Source organism: Streptomyces kronopolitis (assembly GCF_050953795.1).
GTDB lineage: Bacteria > Actinomycetota > Actinomycetes > Streptomycetales > Streptomycetaceae > Streptomyces > Streptomyces kronopolitis_A.
The window spans coordinates 2,506,073-2,522,322 of record NZ_CP191850.1; the positions used below are offsets into that span (position 1 = coordinate 2,506,073).

A 16,250-nucleotide genomic window follows, 5' to 3' on the forward strand; every position below is an offset into this window, starting at 1 on the left:
TGTCCTCCTGGGGAGCGGACGGGCGGGGTCAGATCAGGGGGCGGGGCTCCGGGTCGCGCGGCAGGCCGAGCAGCCGCTCCGCGACGACGTTGAGCTGCACCTGGGTGGTGCCGCCGGCGATGGTCAGACAGCGCGACATCAAGAAGCCGTGCAGCGCCCGCTCGCCGGCCCCTTCGCGCACCGCGCCGGCCGGGCCGAGCAGTTCCAGCGCCAGCTCGGCGACCTTCTGCTGGTGCCGGGTCTGCACCAGCTTGCGGATGCTGGCGCCGGCCCCGGGCTCCAGGCCCGACACCTGCTGGAGCGTGGTGCGCAGCCCGATGCAGCCCAGGGCGTGTGCCTCGGCCGCCAGCGCGCCCAGCCGCACCCGCACCGCCTCGGACGGCTCACCGGCCCGGGTCAGGAGCTGCTCCAGACCGGTGTCGAAGGTCAACTGGTCGGCCATGTGGACGCGTTCGTTGTCCAGGGTGGTGCGGGCCACCTTCCAGCCGTCGTCGACCGCGCCGACCACCGCGTCGGCCGGCAGCAGCACGTCGTCGAAGTACACCTCGTTGAACAGGGCGTCGCCGGTGATCTCCGTCAGCGGGCGGATGTCGATGCCGGGGGTCGTCATGTCGACGAGGAAGAAGGTCAGCCCCTTGCGCTTGGGGGCCGCGGGGTCGGTGCGGGCGAGCAGGATGCCGTGGCCGGACCACTGGGCGGCCGAGGTCCACACCTTCTGGCCGTTGATCCGCCAGCCACCGCCGTCCACCCGCTCGGCGCGGGTCCGCAACGAGGCCAGGTCCGAGCCGGCCTCCGGCTCGGAGAACAGCTGGCACCACAGGCGCTCCCCGCGCAGCGTCGGCGGCAGATGGCGCTCCTGCTGCTCCCGGGTGCCGTGGGCGAGCAGCGCGGGCACCACCCAGGTGGCGATGCCCAGATCGCTGATCTTGACCCCGGCGGCCGCGAGTTCCTGCTGGATGGCGAGCTGCTGGACGGGGCCGGCGCCCAGCCCCCAGGGCCGGGGCAGATGCGGGGCGGCATGGCCGGTGGGGGCCAGGGCGCGGCGGGCCGCCGCCGGGTCGAGGCCGCGCGCGCCCTCGATGGCCGTGCGGGCGTCGGCACGGAACCCGTCGGCCTCCGCGGGGAGTTCCAGCCGCAGCGCGCGCCGGGCGCCCCCGGCGGCGAGGCGGGCGGCGCGCAGCCGGTGGGTGTCGCCGCCGCCGAGCAGCGCGCGGGCCACCAGGGCCCGGCGCAGATGGAGATGGGCGTCGTGCTCCCAGGTGAAGCCGGTGCCGCCGAGGATCTGGAGGCAGTCCTTGGCGCAGCCGACGGCGGCGTCCAGGGCGGTGGCGGTGGCCAGCGCCGCGGCCAGCCCGCGGACCTCGGGCGGCTCGTCCAGCGCGCGGGCCGCGTCCCAGACCAGGGCACGGGCCTGTTCGCAGCGGACGAGCATCTCGGCGCACAGGTGCTTGACCGCCTGGAACTGGCCGATGGGCCGGCCGAACTGCTCGCGGACGGCGGCGTGTTCGGTGGCGGTACGCAGCGCCCAGGCGGCCGTGCCGCAGCTCTCGGCGGCGAACAGCACGCCGGCCAGGTCACGGACCAGGGTGTCGTCGACGTCGAGCAGCCGGTCGGCGGGCACCAGGACCCCCTCGGCGCGCACCTCGGCGGTCGGCCGGGTCGGATCGGCGCTCTCCTGTGCCCGTACGGTCAGCGCACCGGCGTCGGCGGCGAGCCAGACCGTGCTGCCGTCGGGGGTCCGCGCGGCCAGCACGATCAGGTCCGCGTCGGCGCCGGCGAGGACCGGGGGCGCGGTGCCGTCCAGGACATGGCCGCCGTCCGTCCCGGTGGCGGTGAGCGAGCCCGTCCCGAGCGCGACGGCCGCGCCGAGGGTGCCGGTGGCGAGTGCACGGACCAGGTGCCGGGCGCCGCCGCGGTGCAGCAGCCCGGCGGCGAGGACGGTGGGCAGATACGGGCCGGGGAACGCGGCGCGGCCCAACTCCTCCAGCACCACGGCGAGATCGAGCAGGTCACCGCCGCCCCCGCCGTCGGCCTCGGGGAGATGGAGCCCGAGCAGCCCCTGTGCGGCGAGCTGGTCCCAGCAGGCGGGCCGCCCCTGCACTCCCGGTGCGGCGTCGAGCAGCTTGCGCACCTCCGCGGGCGGCATGACCCGCGCGGCCCAGCCCCCCACCGCCTCGGCCAGGTCACGTTGCTCTTGCGTGATTCCGATGCCCATGCGGGGCAGATTAGAACACGTTTCATTCTGACGGAAGGTCAGACGAGGGGTGGAAGTGCGGGCCCCCGGAGGCCCGGTTGTCCTGTGCCCTGTGCCCTGTGCCCTGTGCGCGTGAACTCGGCACTCGGCAGCCCAGCATTGCCGCCGGCCACCGGCGTTCTCCTGTCGCCCGCCGTCGAAGAGGTCAGCGCATGGCGCCAGCAGTTGCGCGTAGCGGCTGGTACGGGGCACGTGCTGGGGCATCTCCGCGGCCGGCCGTCGGCCGCACCGCCCGAAGGGGCTGCTTAGGCTGGACGCCATGACCAGTGAGCGCCCTGCCGTGCCCCGTGACCGTCGTCGCGTCGAGCTTCGTGAGTTCCTGCGCAGTCGCCGGGCCCGGGTCGCGCCTGCGGATGTCGGTATGCCGGAGGGCGGGCGGCGGCGTACACCGGGGCTGCGGCGCGAGGAGGTCGCGGTGCTCGCCGGGGTCGGGGTGTCCTGGTACACGTGGTTGGAGCAGGGGCGCGACATCAAGGTCTCGGAGGAGGTCCTCGACGCGATCGCGCGGGTGCTGCTGCTGGACTCCACCGAGCACGCGCATCTGTACCGGCTGGCCGGGCTCAACCCACCGCAGCTCGCCCCGGCGCCGTCGGTGCCTGCCCCGCCGCAGGTGCGGCGGCTGCTGGACGCCTGGTCGCCGCGGCCCGGGTACATCCGCGACCGCCACTGGAACTTCACCGACATCAACGACGCCGCCCGCATCGTGTTCGGCTACGGCGAGAGCGACCACAACTGTCTGGTGTCGTACTTCAGCAACGTCCGCTACCGGGTTCTGCACCGGCACTGGGCCGAGACCGCCCCGTACGTGGTCGCTGGTTTCCGTGCCGATGCCGCGCGCTACCCCGAGGACCCGGAGTTCGACCGCGTCGCCGAGAAGCTGGCTCGCAGCAGCACGGAGTTCGCCGAGCTGTGGGAGCGCCACGACGTGGCCGAGCACACCAGCGCGGTCAAGGCGGTCGACCACCCGGAAGCCGGGACGCTGGTCTTCGACGCCACCCTGCTGCCGCTGCCCGAGCTTCCCGGCCACCACCTGATCCTGCACAACCCCCGTCCGGGCACCGACACCCAGGAACGGCTGGAGCAGCTCATGGGTGCGCGCAGCCTGGTGGTGTCACACCCAGGATGAGCCGACACTGCCGGGCATCGTGACGGCCGAGGAGGATCACTGCCATGAACAGCGACAACACGCACATGAAGGCAGTGACCATCCCCGAGTTCGGCGAGCCCGAGGTGCTCCGCGTCGAGCGGCTGCCGATCCCCGAGCCGGGCCCCGGCCAGGTGGCCATCGACGTGGCCTGTGCGGGCGCCAACTTCGCCGAGGTCCTCTACCGGCGCGGCGTGGTGGACGTGCCGCTGCCCTTCGTGCCCGGCATCGAGGTCTCCGGCCGCATCCGCGCCCTCGGCGAAGGCGTCACGGACCTGAGGGTCGGCCAGCCGGTGGCCGCACTGACGATCGTCGACGGCGGCGGATACGCCGAGGTGGCAGTCACCTCCGCGGAATTGGTCGCCCCGCTGGACGGCCTTGACATCGGACTCGGCGTCGCCGCGGCGCTTCCCTCCAACAGCACCACCGCCTTCCTCGTCCTGGACCGGGTGGCGCGCATCGAGCCCGGAGACCGCGTCCTGGTCCATGCCGCGGCGGGCGGCGTGGGCAGCCAGCTCGGCCAGGCCGCCCGCCTGCTGGGCGCCGGCCGCGTGGTCGGAACGGTCGGCAGCCAAGCGAAGATCGAGACCGCCCGGCGCTTCGGCTACGACGAGGTGATCCTGCGCGACCGGGTCGCCGAGGCGGGCGAGTTCGACATCGTCGTCGACATGGTCGGCGGCCCCTCCCGCACCGCCGGCTTGCACCGGCTGGCCCCCATGGGACGGCTGGTGGTGATGGGCAACGCCTCGGGCGCCGACGACGTCGGCATCCCGGCCAACCACCTGTGGTTCACCAACAAGACCGTCTCCGGCTTCAACCTCGCCGCCTTCTCCGCAGCCTTCCCCCGGGACGCCGGGCAGGCCCTGCGCCGCGCCGTACAGGCCGCGGCCCGGGGAACCCTGCGGGTACAGACCGAGGCCCTGCCGTTGGAACAGGCCGCGGAGGCACACCGGCGCATCGAATCCGGGCAGACCACCGGCAAGCTGGTCCTCACCGTCGCGGCGCTCTCACACGGAGCCGGCCGCCCGTAGGCCTGTGGGGCCCTTACGGTGCGGCCCGCCCCGTAAGGGCCCCACGGGGAACACTCCGGACCCCCGCAAGGACACCCCGGACCCGCACAGGGAACACTCCGGAGGCACACAGGAAACGGTCAGGACGCGCACAGAATCCGCCGGTGAATTTCTGCCGCACTTCTCGCCAATTCCCCCTCTCCCCCTCCCGCCCCTTCTCCACTCCCCGTAACGGAATTCACCACTTCCCGGCATACCGGCATCCGGGAATCGGGAAGGCGATCGGGAGGGCGATACCCCTCGAAGGGAACGCCCGGAGAACGGACGGAAACCCGCCCGCACGTCCGGCTCCCGGAGCGGGAAATGCGAGGTCGCCGTGGCGATATCCGAATCCCCGGCACCGGAGCACACCGCCCCGCCCCCACCACGGGCCACCCGCACCCCACCCGCCCCACCCCATACGGCACGATGAGCCTCTGACCGCACCACCAGCAGGAGGACGCAGATGCCCGCTCCCACGGCTCCGGCCGCTCCGCAGCCGGAGATTCTCGCCGCGTTCCAGGCGGCGAAGGGCTTCATGCCCGTGGACGAGGGCCTCGCCCTGTACGCGGCGGCGGCCGGGGCGGCGACGCTCGGACTGCCGCTGGTGGAGGTCGGCACGTACTGCGGCCGGTCCACGATCCTGCTCGCGGACGCCGCGCGCGCCGGCGGGGTGCTGGCCCTCACCGTCGACCACCACCGCGGCAGCGAGGAGCAGCAGCCCGGCTGGGAGTACCACGATCCGACCGTCGTCGACCCGGAGGTCGGCCGGATGGACACCCTGCCCACCTTCCGCCGCACCCTGCACGCCGCGGGCCTGGAGGACCAGGTGATCGCCCTGGTGGGCCGGTCGCCGCAGGTCGCGGCCGTCTGGCAGGCCCCGGTCGGCCTGGTCTTCATCGACGGCGGGCACACCGACGAGCACGCCAGCGCCGACTACGAGGGCTGGGCACCGCATCTCGCCCCCGGCGGCCTGCTGGTCATCCACGACGTGTTCGCGGACCCGGCGGACGGCGGACAGGCCCCGTACCGGATCTACCGCAGGGCACTGGAGTCCGGCGCGTTCACCGAGGTGTCGGCCCACGGTTCGCTGCACGTTCTGCGGCGCACCGGTCCCGGTTTCTGAGCGGGCTACCATCGCGGACGTGTCGAACGGCAGCACTTTCCCACCGCACCGCCGCCTGCGCGGCGTCGCCCTCGCCGTCCTGGCCGCTGTCGTGGTCGCCGGCGTCGGGGGCTGGCTGGTCTGGCGGGCGACGGGCGGCCACGGCGGCCCGTCGCACGGAGCCGGACCGCCCGCCGCGAGCCCGTCCCCCGGCGGCGCGGGCGACCCCTCCGTCACCGGCCACCCGCCGGACGGCAAGGACTCCCCCGGCCCGGGCACCGCGCACGGCAGCCTCCGGGGCAAGGTCGTGCTCCTCGACCCGGGCCACAACCCGCACAACCGTGACCACGGGCGGGAGATCGCCCGGCAGGTGGACATCGGCAACGCCCACAAGGAGTGCGACACCACCGGCACCTCCACCGACGACGGCTATGCCGAGGCGTCGTTCACGCTCGACGTGGCCCGCCGCGCCCGCGCCCTCCTCCGGCACGAGGGCGCCCGGGTCGTGTTCACCCAGGACGGCGACCGCCGGTACGGCCCGTGTGTGGACGAGCGGGCGGCCCGGGGGAACGAGGCGCACGCCGATGTGGCGCTCTCCGTCCACGCCGACGGCTCGGCCCCCGGGAACCGCGGTTTCCACGTCATCCTCCCGGCGCGGGTCACGGCCGGCCCCGCCGACAACGCCGCGATCGTGGCGCCCTCACGAGAGCTGGGCGAACGGCTGGCCGGCCGGTTCCTCGCGGTCACCGGCAGCGCGCCGTCCAACTACATCGGCCACGGCACCGGGCTCGACGTGCGTGCCGATCTCGGCGGCCTCAACCTCTCCACCGTGCCGAAGGTGTTCATCGAGTGCGGCAATATGCGCGATCCGAAGGACGCCGCGCAATTGACCGACGCGCACTGGCGGCAGAAAGCGGCCCGCGGTATCACCGAGGGCATCACGGCCTTCCTGACGCACCGGTGACTCACCGATCACGACGCCCTGATGACGGACCGATGACGCACGGAACGCACCGCCCGCGACCACTCCGGAACCCTTCCGATACCGGGTCCGATACATGCTCCCGGCCGCACGCGGAAACGAACCCGACGGCCCGCCGGATTCGGCGGCGGGTTCCCCTTTACGATGGGTGCCCACCGCCGTGCCTCGCACTGCGCGCACCGCAACAGCGACGACCGGACCCACGAAACCGACAAAGGACCTTTACGTGAACATCCGCTCCCTCACTCGAGGCGACGGCGTGGTGATCGGAGCAGCGGTGCTGCTGTTCATCGCCTCGTTCCTCAGTCTCACCGGCGGCCCGGACTGCTCCGGCCTGCCCGCCAAGTACTGCCAGTCCCAGGCGGCCTACTCCAGCCTCAACGCCTGGGATGCGCTGCCCACGCTCATGAGCATGTACCTGGCCGGTGTGATCGGCGCGGCGATCGTCGTCCTCAGCCGCCTGCTGCCGCAGCAGCGCAAGGTCGCCGGTCTCGATCCGGCCCAGTTCGGTGTCGCGCTCACCGTCTTCGCGGCGTGGACCGGGCTCTGGTCCCTCATCGGCAGCGCCAACGCCGGTGCGGGCCTGATCATCGGCCTGATCGCCACCCTGCTCCTGGCGGGCGGCGCCGTCGCCACCCCGCTGGTCCCGGCGCTCAAGGTCGCCCTGGTCGGCGCCCCCAAGCCGCAGCCCGCGGCGGCCCCCTACGGTGCGGGCCCGAATCCGGGGTACGGCTACCCCGGCGCCCAGCAGCAGGCGGGCCACGGGTACGGCTACCCGAGCGTCCAGCAGCAGTCCCAGGGCGGCCAGGCGTACGGCCAGCAGGCGCCCGTCGCCGACCGGGCGGCCGCCGGCCAGACCGGTGCCACCCAGGCGGCCGGCGCCCCGTCGGACTTCGCGCCGTTCTGGTTCGCGGTGCCCGTCGCCCGCCCGCTGTACGGCGAGGACGGCTCGCCGGCGCCGATCGCCGAACTCGCCCCCGGCACCTGGTACCTCGCGGTGGAGCAGCGCGGCCAGGCCCTGATCGCGCAGACCCAGGACGGCCGTCGCGGCGTCCTGCAGGACACCACCGGCATCCAGCGCGGCTGACGCCGGACGCCCAGCGGTCCTTTCGCGGCCCCTCGCCCCTGCGGGCGGGGGGCCGTTGCGCTGCCCGCGGCCCGGCCGTACAGTGCGCGGACACGGCTCTATCTGACGGTCCGTCAGCATCAGGGTCGTCGCCACCCCGCAACCCTCGCCACGCCGAAGAGGGGCGATCAGCATGCGACTCGGTCTGCAACTGGGCTACTGGGGCCGCGGCCCCGACCCCCGCCACCTCGAACTGGCCCGCGAGGCGGAGCGCCTGGGCTATGACTCGGTGTGGACCGCCGAGGCCTGGGGCTCGGACGCCTTCACCGCGCTGGCCTGGATCGGCGCCCACACCTCCCGGATCAAACTGGGCACCGGCATCGTCCAGATGGCGGCCCGCACCCCCACCGCCACCGCCATGCACGCCCTGACCCTGGACCATCTCTCCGGCGGACGGCTGCTGCTGGGCCTGGGGCTGTCCGGGCCGCAGGTCGTCGAGGGGTGGTACGGGCGGCCGTTCCCCAAGAGCCCGCTGACCGCCACCCGTGAGTACGTGGACGTGATCCGGCAAGTCCTGCGCCGGGAGGGGCCGGTGGTCTCGGAGGGGTCCTTCCACCCGCTCCCCTACCCCGGCCCGGACGGCACCGGACTGGGCAAGCCGCTCAAGCCCCTCACCCACCCGCTGCGCGCCCGTCTCCCCGTCCTGCTGGGCGCCGAGGGGCCCAGGAACATCGCCCAGACGGCCCGGATCGCGGACGGCTGGCTGCCGCTGTACTGGTCACCGCGGCGCACCGAGGTCTACCGGGACTCGCTGGCGCACGCCCCGGACGGCTTTCTCATCGCGCCGATGGCCCGCGCCCTGGTCTGTGACGACGTCGCCGAGGGGCTGCTGCCGGTCAAGGCGATGCTCGGCTTCTACATCGGCGGCATGGGCCACGCGACGAAGAACTTCCACGCCGATCTGATGGCGCGGATGGGCTTCGAGGAGGAAGCCCGGCGGGTGCAGCGGCTGTTCCTGGCGGGCCGCAAGGAGGAGGCCGTGCACGCCGTGCCGGACGCCTTCGCCGATGAGATCTCGCTGGTGGGTCCGCGGGAACGGATCGCCGAGCGGCTGGAGTTGTGGCGTGCGGGCCCGGTCACCGACCTGCTGGTCACCGCCCCGGACCCGCACACGCTACGGGTACTGGCCGAGCTGAACTCCTGACCGCGGCCGGCCGCTCACCCGAAGGACGCGACCGCCAGCCACCGGTCGAGCAGCGCGGCGTCGCCCAGTACCTCGACCCGGTCGCTGTCGGCGGGCAGCCGGCGGTAGAGGACCTGGAGCACGTCGGTCAGGGGGCCGCGCAGGGCGACCGCGGCCTTCTCGTGGGTGCGGCGGTGGGTGGGCGCCTCGCCCGTGAGGTCGAGCAGCCACTCGGCGGTCAGGCCGGGCGGGGCGTCGGTGGCGTGGACATGGATCGTCCGGCCGGGGCCGCACAGGTCCGCCCCGCGCTCGGCGAAGCGGGCCGCCACCACCGGCAGTTCGCCGATCTGGAGCCACTCCTCCAGACAGTCCGCGGCGACCGGCGCCGGGACCTCGAAGGGGGCGCCGGCGGTGAGCGCCGCGTCGGCCCGGTGGATGACCGTCTCATGGGTCATCCGGCGGGCCCAGAACCCCGTGCTCCGCGCCGGTGTCCAGCTCCAGACCTCCGTGTCGGGGCCGGCCTCGCGCAACGCGGCGACCAGCTGCGCGGCGCCCGCCGCCAGCCAGGCGTCCAGCGCCGCCGGGTCCGCGCCCTCGGGCCCGCCGCCCTCGGGCCCGCCGCCCTCGGGGACGTCCGCGGGGGCAACGGCCTTCGAGGCGCGGGTGGTCACGATCGTGTGGACCCAGCGGTGCGCACCGCCCACGTGCCGGGCGAGGTCGGCCAGCGTCCAGTCGGGGCAGGTCGGCACGGTCACCGTGAGGTCGGCGGTCCGCACGATCTCCCGGAGCCGGCCGGTCTCGTCGAGGAGGTGGGCGCAGTATTCCTCGTGGGTGAGGGAGCCTTGGAGAGTCATGTGCCGCACAGTAGTGCGCTCCCCAAGGCTAGTCCCCCGCTTTTCGGGCCCCCGGCCGGGCCCCGGCGGGCCGCCTACCGGCAGCAGTCCGGATCGAGCCCGGTCGGCAGCCGCTCCCCGCCGAAGACCGCGGTGGTGGCCTCGTCGCCGCCCAGGGCCGCGACCGCCAGCAGCAGCGAACCGGCCGTCCAGGAGGTGCGTTCGCGGGGCCAGATCGCGTCGTCGTCGAAGACGTAGCCGGTCCAGTACAGGCCGTCGTCGGCACGCAGGTGCTGGATCCACTTGAGGATCTGCACGGCCCGCTCGGACTCCCCCATCGCCCACAGCGCGAGCGCCAGTTCCGCGCTCTCGCCGCCGGTGACCCAGGGGTTGGGCAGGATGCAGCGCACGCCCAGGCCGGGCACGACGAAGCGCTCCCAGTCGGCGTCGATCCGGTCCCTGGCGGGCTGGCCGCGCAGCGCGCCGCCCAGGACCGGGTAGTACCAGTCCATGGAGTAGCGGGACTTGTCCAGGAAGCGTTCGGGGTGGCTGCGTATCGCGTGGCCGAGCCGGCCGGCCGCCAGCTCCCAGTCCGGCTGCGGCTCCTCGCGCTGGTCGGCGAGCGCCAGGGCGCAGCGCAGGGCCTGGTAGATGGAGGAGGAGCCGGTCAGCAGCGCCTCGTTGACGGGGGTGCCGTCCTCCTCCCGCTTCCAGCCGATCTCCCCGCCGGGCTGCTGGAGCTCCAGCACGAAGCCGATCGACGAGCGGACCGCGGGCCACATGCGGTCGAGGAAGGTCTCGTCGCCGGTGGACAGGAAGTGGTGCCAGACGCCGACCGCGAGGTAGGCGCAGAAGTTGGTCTCCCGGCCGCGGTCGGTGGCGTCCTCGGCGTCGCCGTCGACGTAGGCCGCGTACCAGGACCCGTCCGGGTTCTGGTGGCGCACCAGCCAGTCGTACGCGGCCTCGGCGCGCTCGTGTTCACCGGCCGCGTCCAGGGCCATGGCGGCCTCGGTGTGGTCCCACGGGTCGAGGTGGTGGCCCCGGAACCAGGGGATGGCGCCGTCCGGCCGCTGGGTCGCGAGGATGCCGGCGACCGTCTGGGCCGCCTGTTCGGCGGTGAGCACGCCCGGCAGGACGAGCCGTTCGGTACGCCCGGGACTCGTCACTTGGCGGCCCCGGCGGAGGACTTGGCGGACTTGGCGGACTTGGCCGTCTTCGCGGACCCGGCGGACTTCGCGGCGGGCACGGGAGCGGCTTCGGCGGCCTCGGCGGGCTCGTCCGCCACGTCGGCGGCCGGCGCCGCGGGCAGGTGCGGCTTGGTGGCGTAGACGACGAAGCTCTTGCCGATGACGGGGTTGAGCGCCCGCTCGGCGAGCCGGGTGGCCAGCGGCTTCTTCATGATGTCCCAGACCAGCAGCTTGTGGTACGCCTGCACCGGCAGCGCCTTGTCGTTGTCCACCCCGAAGGCGCATTTCAGCCACCAGTAGGGGCTGTGCAGTCCGTGCGCATGGTGCGTGCCGTACGGCTCCAGGCCCGCCTCCCGCACCTTGTCGAGGAGTTCGTCGCCACGGTAGATGCGGATGTGGCCGCCCTCGACCTCGTGGTAGGCGTCGCTGAGCGCCCAGCAGACCTTCTCGGGGCCGTAGCGGGGCACGGTGACGGCGATCCGGCCGCCGGGACGCAGCACCCGGACCATCTCGGCGAGCACGCCCTTGTCGTCCGGGATGTGCTCCATCACCTCGGAGATGATCACGACGTCGAAGCTGTCGTCGGGGAACGGCAGGTTGAGCGCGTCACCCTCCATCGCGGTGGCGGAGGCGCCCGCCGGGGCCTCGCCCGCCTCCTCCATCGCGGCGAACCACTTGGCGACCTCGCGGATCTCCTCGCCGTTCTGGTCGAGGGCGACGACCTGCGCGCCGCGCCGGTAGCACTCGAAGGCGTGCCGGCCGGCGCCGCACCCCAGATCGAGCACGCGGTCGCCCGGGGCGAGCGGGAAGCGGGAAAAGTCGACGGTCAGCACGGCGTTCTGCTTTCGTCCGGCGGTGGGTGGCGGTGTGGCTGCGGAAGGAACTGCGGGCCTAGACGTGTCCGGCGGTGCGCGGCGCGGGCGCGGTGCCGGCGGCCGCGCCGGTCGCCGCCCCGGACAGGGCGCGGGCTGCGCCGCCCTGGAGGGCGATGGCCTCGCGGTAGCGCTCGGCGGTGCCCAGGGCGGCCTGCCGCCAGGTGAAGCGGGCCAGCACCCGCTCCCGGCCGGCCGCGCCGAGCCGGCGGCGCAACGTCGCGTCGCCCAGCAGCCGGAGCAGCCCGCCGGCCAGCGCGTCGGCATCGCCCGGGGGCACCGCCAGGCAGGTCTCCCCGTCCGGCCCGGCGACCTCGGGGATGGCACCGCCGGTGGTGGCCAGCAGCGGGGTGCCGGTGGCCATCGCCTCGGCGGCGGGCAGTGAGAAGCCCTCGTAGAGGGAGGGGACGCAGGCGATCTGGGCGCCGCGGACGAGGTCGACGAGTTCGCCGTCGGAGATGCCCTTGACGAATGCGACGGCGCCGGACAGCCCGAGCCGCTCGATGGCGGCGGCCACCGGCCCGTCGTCGGCGCGCTTGCCGACGACCACGAGATGGGCGTCGGGCTGCTCGGTGCGCACCTTGGCGAGCGCCTCGACGAGGTGGATCAGCCCCTTGAGGGGCACGTCCGCGCTGGAGGTGGTGACGATCCGTCCGGGCACCTCGGGGACGGCGGGATCCGGCGAGAACAGCTCGGTGTCGGCGCCGATGTGCACGACGTGGATGCGGCCGGGGCGGACGCCGAGGTCGTCGACGATCTCCTGGCGCGAGGAGCCGGAGACGGTCAGCACGGACGGCAGCCGGCGGGCGACGCGCTTTTGCATGCGGGTGAAGCCGTACCAGCGGCGCACCGAGGCGCGGCGCCGCCAGCCGCCGGCGGCCGCCAGGTCGAGGCGCCGGTCGACGGTGATGGGGTGGTGGATGGTGGTGACCAGCGGGGCGCCGAGCGCGCCGGGGCCGCCGAGCAGGCCGTAGCCGAGGGTCTGGTTGTCGTGGACGACGTCGAACCGGCCGCGGCGGGCGGCGAGATGGCGCCGGGCCCGCAGCGAGAAGGTGAGCGGCTCGGGGAAGCCGCCGGTCCACATCGTGCCGACCTCGAGGGCGTCGATCCAGTCGCGGTACTCGCCGCGCCCCGGCGTACGGAACGGGTCCGGCTGGCGGTAGAGGTCCAGGCTGGGCAGCTCGGTCAGGGTCACCCCGTCGTCGACGACGGGGTAGGGCTGGGCGCCGATGACCTCGACGGTGTGGCCCAGGCGGGCCAGTTCGCGGGAGAGATGGCGCACATAGACGCCCTGCCCGCCGCAGAACGGGTTCCCCTTATACGTGAGCATCGCGATGCGCAGGGGGCGCTCGCCATGGACCGGGGCGGAGGCCGAGAGGGCCTCTGCGAGGCGAGGCGCGGCTGCCTGGACGGCCTCTGCGGTCACGCTCGGCCCCCTTCTCACTGGACTTTCGCCGGAGCGTAACCGCTGGCGGTAATCTAGAACAAGTTTCAGAACTGATCGGCTACTGATCAGTTCACCGAGCCTCGAATCTACCGGCCGAGAACGATGCGAAAAGAGCCGCACCAGGTGATTCGCGCCACCACCCGCCCCCCTGCCATGCTGTGCCGAGCACACCACCGGCACTCGCCGCATCGCGGACGGAATGCCACGGAATGGGAAATATGACTACGGAATCCAAGGCAGCCAGGCCGACGCTTCCCGCGAGTCCTCCCCTGACCGAGCGTCAGGAGGCCAGACGCCGCCGCATCCTGCACACCAGCGCCCGGCTGGCGTCCCGTGGCGGCTTCGACGCCGTGCAGATGCGCGAGGTCGCGGAGTCCTCGGGCGTCGCCCTCGGCACCCTCTACCGCTACTTCCCCTCCAAGGTGCACCTGCTGGTCGCCACCATGCAGGACCAGCTCCAGCACATGCACGAGACGCTGCGCAAGCGCCCGCCCTCGGAGCAGGACCCCGGCGCCCGGGTCGCGCAGACCCTGATGCGCGCCTTCCGTGCGCTCCAGCGCGAGCCGCACCTCGCGGACGCGATGGTGCGCGCGCTGACCTTCGCCGACCGCTCGGTGAGCCCCGAGGTGGACACCGTCTCCCGGCTGACCACCGCGATCATCCTCGACGCGATGGCCCCGCCGGCCACCCCGCGCCACCCCGCACAGGAGCCGGCCCACCCCGCCGCCGCCCCCACCCCCGAACAGCTCTCCGCGGTCCGGGTCATCGAGCACACCTGGCACTCCGCCCTGATCACCTGGCTGTCGGGCCGGGCCTCCATCGCCCAGGTGAAGATCGACATCGAAACGGTGTGCCGCCTGATCGACCTGACGTCGCCGGACCGGGACGACTGACCACCCCGCCCCGCGGCCGAGCCGGCGACGTTGACCGCCGCAGGCCGCCGGACCCACAGCGTGGGCCGCCGCGCGATCGAGCCGGCAGCGGAAACGGAAACACCGGCCACCCCGCGGCCGCGCCGGGACCGTCGACGACCACCGCAGACCACACACCGCAGACCGCTGGCCGCAGACCCCGGAGCGTTGACATCCGCCCGCCCGGGACCTTCGACCTCCGCACGTCCCCGGACCGGAAACGTCGACCCCGCACGCCGCCGACCGGCAGCATCGACCGTCCCGACACGCCGGACCCCGCGTTAACTCCCGCTCCCACCTGGGTAGTTGGCCCGCAAGGGGCCCTTCGGACCCCTACGGGACCCGCCCCGCACCCCCCTACGGGCCCGCCCCGCCCCACCCCGCCCCGCCCCGCCGGCCCTCACTCCTCCGGTGGGAACACCGTCTCGCCGTTGTCGGTCAGGGTCAGGGTGATGGCCTCGACGGGGCAGCCCTCGGCCGCGGCCAGGATGTCGGCCGCGGCGGCCGTCTCCGGTGTCACCGGGTGCGACTGCCGGGCGGTGTCCAGCCGGAAGCCGTCCGGCGCGGTGGCGGCGCACATCCCCGAGCCGATGCACACGCCCCGGTCCACCTCCACCCGCCAGCGGTCCCCCATCAGGCACCCGCCGGAAGGTGGATCATCTTGTGCTCCAGATATTCGCCGAAGCCCTCGGGCCCGAACTCCCGCCCGATGCCGGAGTTCTTGTAGCCGCCGAACGGGCCGAGCATGTCGATGCTGAAGGTGTTCACCGAGTACGTGCCGGTGCGCACCTGCCGTGCGACGTCGATGCCGTGGTCGGTGTCGGCCGTCCACACCGAGCCGGAGAGGCCGTAGTCGGAGTCGTTGGCGATCCGTATGGCCTCCGCCTCGTCGCCGTACGGCAGCAGGCAGATGACCGGGCCGAAGATCTCCTCGCGGGCGATCCGCATGGAGTTGGCGACCTCGCCGAAGAGGGTCGGCTCGACGTACCAGCCCGTCGACTGCTGCGCGGGCCGGCCGCCGCCGGTGAGGACCTTGGCGCCTTCCTGCTGCCCCAGTGCGATGTAGTCCAGCGAGCGCTGCCGCTGGCGGCGGGTGACCAGCGGGCCGATCTCGGTGGCCGGATCCAGCGGGTCGCCGACGGTCAGCGCGCTCGCCGCGGCCGTGAACCGTTCTGCGATCTCGTCGTAGTGGCTGCGCGGGGCGAGGATCCGGGTCTGGGCCACACACGCCTGGCCGTTGATCATCCAGGCGAACGGCACGATGCCGGCCACCGCCGCGTCCAGATCGGCGTCCGGCAGGATCACCGCGGCGGACTTGCCGCCCAGTTCCAGCGTGACCCGGGTGAGGTGGCGGGAGGCGACCTCCATGACCCGTCGGCCCGCCGCGACCGAGCCGGTGAACGAGACCTTGTCCACGCCCGGGTGCCCGACCAGGTATTCGCTCACCTCGCGGTCGGCCGGGAGGATCGACAGCACGCCCGGCGGCAGCCCGGCCTCCGTCGCGATCTCGGCGAGGAGGTAGGCGTCCAGCGGGGTCTCGGGAGACACCTTCAGCACCACCGAGCAGCCGGCCAGCAGCGCGGGGGCGAGCTTGGCGGCGGCGGTGAACTGCGGGACGTTCCACGGCACCACGGCCGCGACCACCCCGGCCGGCTCCCGCCGCACCAGCAGCGGACCCAGCAGCCCGGCCCGCCGCTCCTCGAACGGGAAGTCCCGGGCGACCGTGAGCGCGGCGTCCCACACCAGCATCGCCGCGAGCGACTGCACCATGACCCCGGAGGTGAACGGGGTGCCGTTCTCGGAGCTGATGACCCGGGCGATCTCCTCGCTGCGGGCCGCGAAGGCGTCCTTGATGCGGGTGATCACCGCGATCCGGTCGGCCAGCGGGGCGTGCGCCCACTCCCCGGAGTCGAAGGACCGGCGGGCCGTGGCCACCGCCCGGTCGACGTCGGCCCGCGAGGCGTGCGGCACCCGGCCGATGACCTGTTCGGTGTGGGGCGAGACGACCTCGATGGTGTCCCGGCCGGCCGGATCGGCCCACTCGCCGCCCAGGTAGAGCTTTCCGTGTTCGACGAGGTCGCTCATCGCTGCCGCCTCCCGACGGTTGCTGACGCTGCATCAGAATTCACGTATCAGGAACTGATACCAGTTCTACCGGGAGGAGTCCACGGCGGGCGGACCGAATCCCCGAGGCGGCTTTCCGGGGACCCGATTCCG

General features: G+C 73.7%; 14 protein-coding genes. 7 read left to right on the forward strand and 7 right to left on the reverse strand.

Annotated features, from left to right (window positions below):
• Positions 1-28: 28 nt before the first annotated feature.
• Positions 29-2,215 (reverse strand): acyl-CoA dehydrogenase, encoded by a 2,187-nt coding sequence (locus tag ACQP17_RS10910; RefSeq protein WP_433856088.1) that lies wholly within the window; start codon positions 2,213-2,215, stop codon positions 29-31.
• A gap of 298 nt (positions 2,216-2,513) precedes the next feature.
• On the opposite strand from ACQP17_RS10910, the gene ACQP17_RS10915 reads away from it, so the two are divergent.
• From ACQP17_RS10915 to ACQP17_RS10940, 6 genes are all read left to right on the forward strand, one after another.
• Positions 2,514-3,380: a helix-turn-helix transcriptional regulator gene (locus tag ACQP17_RS10915; protein WP_433856089.1), complete on the forward strand. Its 867-nt coding sequence runs from the start codon at positions 2,514-2,516 to the stop codon at positions 3,378-3,380.
• Between the two features lie 44 nt (positions 3,381-3,424).
• Complete coding sequence (locus tag ACQP17_RS10920; RefSeq protein WP_433856090.1) at positions 3,425-4,429, forward strand: quinone oxidoreductase family protein; 1,005 nt, start codon at positions 3,425-3,427, stop codon at positions 4,427-4,429.
• 484 nt (positions 4,430-4,913) lie between these two features.
• Positions 4,914-5,573, forward strand: coding sequence for a class I SAM-dependent methyltransferase (locus ACQP17_RS10925; protein WP_433856091.1), 660 nt, complete (start codon positions 4,914-4,916; stop codon positions 5,571-5,573).
• Between the two features lie 19 nt (positions 5,574-5,592).
• A complete protein-coding gene (locus ACQP17_RS10930) occupies positions 5,593-6,516 on the forward strand; it encodes an N-acetylmuramoyl-L-alanine amidase (RefSeq protein WP_433856092.1) in 924 nt (307 codons plus the stop codon).
• Positions 6,517-6,760: 244 nt separating this feature from the next.
• Entirely contained in the window at positions 6,761-7,621 is an 861-nt protein-coding gene (locus tag ACQP17_RS10935; protein WP_433856093.1) for a DUF5336 domain-containing protein, read from the forward strand.
• Between the two features lie 172 nt (positions 7,622-7,793).
• Positions 7,794-8,804, forward strand: coding sequence for an LLM class F420-dependent oxidoreductase (locus ACQP17_RS10940; RefSeq protein ID WP_433856094.1), 1,011 nt, complete (start codon positions 7,794-7,796; stop codon positions 8,802-8,804).
• 14 nt (positions 8,805-8,818) lie between these two features.
• On the opposite strand, the gene ACQP17_RS10945 is transcribed toward ACQP17_RS10940, so the two are convergent.
• The 4 genes from ACQP17_RS10945 to ACQP17_RS10960 all read right to left on the reverse strand — a co-directional run bounded on the left by ACQP17_RS10945 (position 8,819) and on the right by ACQP17_RS10960 (position 13,101).
• A complete protein-coding gene (locus tag ACQP17_RS10945) occupies positions 8,819-9,637 on the reverse strand; it encodes a maleylpyruvate isomerase family mycothiol-dependent enzyme (RefSeq protein ID WP_433856095.1) in 819 nt (272 codons plus the stop codon).
• Between the two features lie 74 nt (positions 9,638-9,711).
• The gene (locus ACQP17_RS10950) at positions 9,712-10,782 is read right to left on the reverse strand and encodes a prenyltransferase/squalene oxidase repeat-containing protein (RefSeq protein WP_433856096.1); all 1,071 of its coding nucleotides are present in this window, start codon (positions 10,780-10,782) and stop codon (positions 9,712-9,714) included.
• Complete coding sequence (locus ACQP17_RS10955) at positions 10,779-11,636, reverse strand: methyltransferase domain-containing protein (RefSeq protein ID WP_433856097.1); 858 nt, start codon at positions 11,634-11,636, stop codon at positions 10,779-10,781. Before ACQP17_RS10955 ends, ACQP17_RS10950 begins: the two co-directional genes overlap by 4 nt.
• A 58-nt stretch (positions 11,637-11,694) precedes the next feature.
• Positions 11,695-13,101, reverse strand: a complete 1,407-nt coding sequence (locus ACQP17_RS10960) for a glycosyltransferase family 4 protein (RefSeq protein ID WP_433856098.1) — start codon at positions 13,099-13,101, stop codon at positions 11,695-11,697.
• A 239-nt stretch (positions 13,102-13,340) separates the two neighbouring features.
• On the opposite strand from ACQP17_RS10960, the gene ACQP17_RS10965 reads away from it, so the two are divergent.
• A complete protein-coding gene (locus ACQP17_RS10965; RefSeq protein ID WP_433856099.1) occupies positions 13,341-14,015 on the forward strand; it encodes a TetR family transcriptional regulator in 675 nt (224 codons plus the stop codon).
• Positions 14,016-14,433: 418 nt separating this feature from the next.
• Here the strand turns inward: ACQP17_RS10965 and ACQP17_RS10970 are convergent, their stop codons facing one another.
• Together ACQP17_RS10970 and ACQP17_RS10975 are read right to left on the reverse strand one after the other, a co-directional pair.
• Entirely contained in the window at positions 14,434-14,667 is a 234-nt protein-coding gene (locus ACQP17_RS10970; protein WP_364883776.1) for a ferredoxin, read from the reverse strand.
• A complete protein-coding gene (locus ACQP17_RS10975) occupies positions 14,667-16,118 on the reverse strand; it encodes an aldehyde dehydrogenase (protein ID WP_433856100.1) in 1,452 nt (483 codons plus the stop codon). Before ACQP17_RS10975 ends, ACQP17_RS10970 begins: the two co-directional genes overlap by 1 nt.
• Between the last annotated feature and the right edge of the window lie 132 nt (positions 16,119-16,250).